The sequence below is a fragment of the Pseudomonas sp. 5Ae-yellow genome, assembly GCF_014077575.1.
Lineage (GTDB): Bacteria > Pseudomonadota > Gammaproteobacteria > Pseudomonadales > Pseudomonadaceae > Halopseudomonas > Halopseudomonas neustonica.
Map to the genome: position 1 here is coordinate 1 of NZ_JACGWE010000098.1, position 2020 is coordinate 2020.

Below are 2020 nucleotides of genomic sequence, written 5' to 3' on the forward strand. Positions count from 1 at the left end.
GTAAGCGATCCATAAACCCCGTATTGCGATGATCGTTGCAGATCAGTAAGCAACCGGGCCGCAGCGCCAAGGCAGCAGCGCTTCGTAGTCCTCGGCGGACGCTGCCAGCGGCAGCCGTTCCATTACGTGGCGCAGCCAGGCATAAGGCTCCTGCCCGTTGGCTTTCGCAGTCTCGATCAGGCTGTATATCAGCGCGCTGGCCTGGGCGCCTCGGGGTGTGTCGCTGAACAGCCAGTTCTTGCGGCCAATCACGAACGGGCGGATGGCCCGCTCTGCGGGGTTGTTGTCGATGGGCAGGTGGCCGCCCTCGGTGTAGCGGATCAGTTTCGACCAGTTGCTGGCAAGGTATCCCACCGCCTTACCCAGGGCGCTTTGCGGTGTGACCTGGGGATGGGCTTTATCCAGCCAGGCTTTCAGCTTTTGCAACACGGGCTCGCTCTTGAGCTTGCGTGCTTGCAGGCGGCTGACTTCGTCGAGTTCTTTGCAGTCTCGCTCTATGCCATACAGTTTGTTGATCAGACTCAGTGCCATATCGGCACGACCTGTCTTGCCTTTGGGCTGCGCTTTCTGGGCCTCGATGAACTTGCGCCGGGCGTGCGCCCAGCAGCCCAGACGTTCTACGCCGTCCTGTGCAGCGATAGCATTATAGCCTGCGTAGTCATCGGTCATCAGATAGCCACCGTAGCCTTCCAGCAGGCGCTGCGGCACTTCCTGGGCACGGCTGGATGTGTAATCAAACAGGATCACCGGGTGTTCTGGTGGACCACCGGTCTGCACCCACATCCAAGATTGACTGCCGGGGTCTCGGTCCGGCTCTTTGAGTACCTGCAAGCGTGTTTCGTCACAGTGGATGACCGGGCTTTCAAGCAACCTGTCGCGCAGTAGATTGACCAGTGGCTGCAGATGATCGCCACATTGCATGACCCATCGGGCCAGGGTTTGCTTGGGTATTTCTACACCGTGACGTTTGAGGACTTTCTCGAACCGGTGCAGCGGCAGACCGTCGGCATACTTGGTGGTCAGCAGCATGGCCAGCACGCTAGGGCTGGCCATGCTCTTTTCGATCAGCTGGGCGGGCTTGTCAGCGGTTACCGGCGCGCTTTCGCAGCCTTTGCAGGCATAGACCTTGCGGATGTGCCGGATGACGCGGATCTGCATCGGGATGATTTCCAGCTGTTCGCTGGTTTCTTCACCGATCGCCTGCTTGCGGCAGCCGCAGTCACAGGTCAGCTCGTGCTCGGGCAGCTCATGAACGATTTCAACACGAGGTAGCTCCGCTGGCAGAGGCTTGCGCTTGCCACGCTTTTTAACGGACTCGGGAGCAACGGTTTCTTCGCCGCCTTCAGCCGGTGCTTCAGCGGCAAGGCCTTCGGCTTCGTTGAACATCGCCAGTTGAGGCGACTGCGGATCAACACTCTGCTCGGATTTGCGCCCGAACAGGCGTTGACGAAGCAGGATATTTTCTTCCTGCAACACCGACACCCGAGACTGCATTTGCAACAGCATCTGCTTGAGCAAATCCGGGTCATTGGGCAAGGTGTCGGGCATGGAAATCATGCCGTGGATTATACCAAAATCAGGCCACGTAACGGGGTCTCAACACCTTGTGCGGCTTGTTTCTCCAGAGGTCAAAACCGTCCAGCATCCAGTTCAATTCTTCCGCCGTCAGCTCAAGGGCATCGTCGCCAGGATCGGGTGGCGCTTTGAAACGCTCGGCCTCCAAACGCTTCAACCACAGACAGAATCCGTTGCGCTCCCAGTACAGGATTTTCACCCGATTACGGGCGCGGTTCAGAAATACAAAAAGAACAGGATCAAATACCGCTGCCTTGATATCCAGCTCGACCAGAGCTGACAGACCGTCGATGGACTTTCTGAAATCCACCGGCTTGGGATACAGATAAACTTTCTTCACCTTGGCGCCAGGCCGCATCATGATTTAAACCTCCGGAAGGAATCAGGGAGGCCAGCATGGCGATGTGGGCGTGGCGGTTCCAGGTGAGGTTTATGGATCGCTTAC

General features: G+C 57.9%; 2 protein-coding genes. Both read right to left on the reverse strand.

Going from position 1 to position 2020, the window contains the following annotated elements; translation table 11 throughout:
• Positions 1 to 42 precede the first annotated feature (42 nt).
• The gene (gene tnpC / locus H4J77_RS19375; protein WP_182250084.1) at positions 43 to 1557 is read right to left on the reverse strand and encodes an IS66 family transposase; all 1515 of its coding nucleotides are present in this window, start codon (positions 1555 to 1557) and stop codon (positions 43 to 45) included.
• Positions 1558 to 1576: 19 nt separating this feature from the next.
• Positions 1577 to 1936: an IS66 family insertion sequence element accessory protein TnpB gene (tnpB, locus tag H4J77_RS19380; RefSeq protein WP_259364944.1), complete on the reverse strand. Its 360-nt coding sequence runs from the start codon at positions 1934 to 1936 to the stop codon at positions 1577 to 1579.
• Positions 1937 to 2020: the final 84 nt, after the last annotated feature.

What these genes read in the sequence shown, in the direction of transcription:
- tnpC (WP_182250084.1), bottom strand. Translation starts at nt 1,557, where the DNA reads ATGATTTCCATGCCCGACACCTTGCCCAATGACCCGGATTTGCTCAAG.
- tnpB (WP_259364944.1), bottom strand. Translation starts at nt 1,936, where the DNA reads ATGATGCGGCCTGGCGCCAAGGTGAAGAAAGTTTATCTGTATCCCAAG.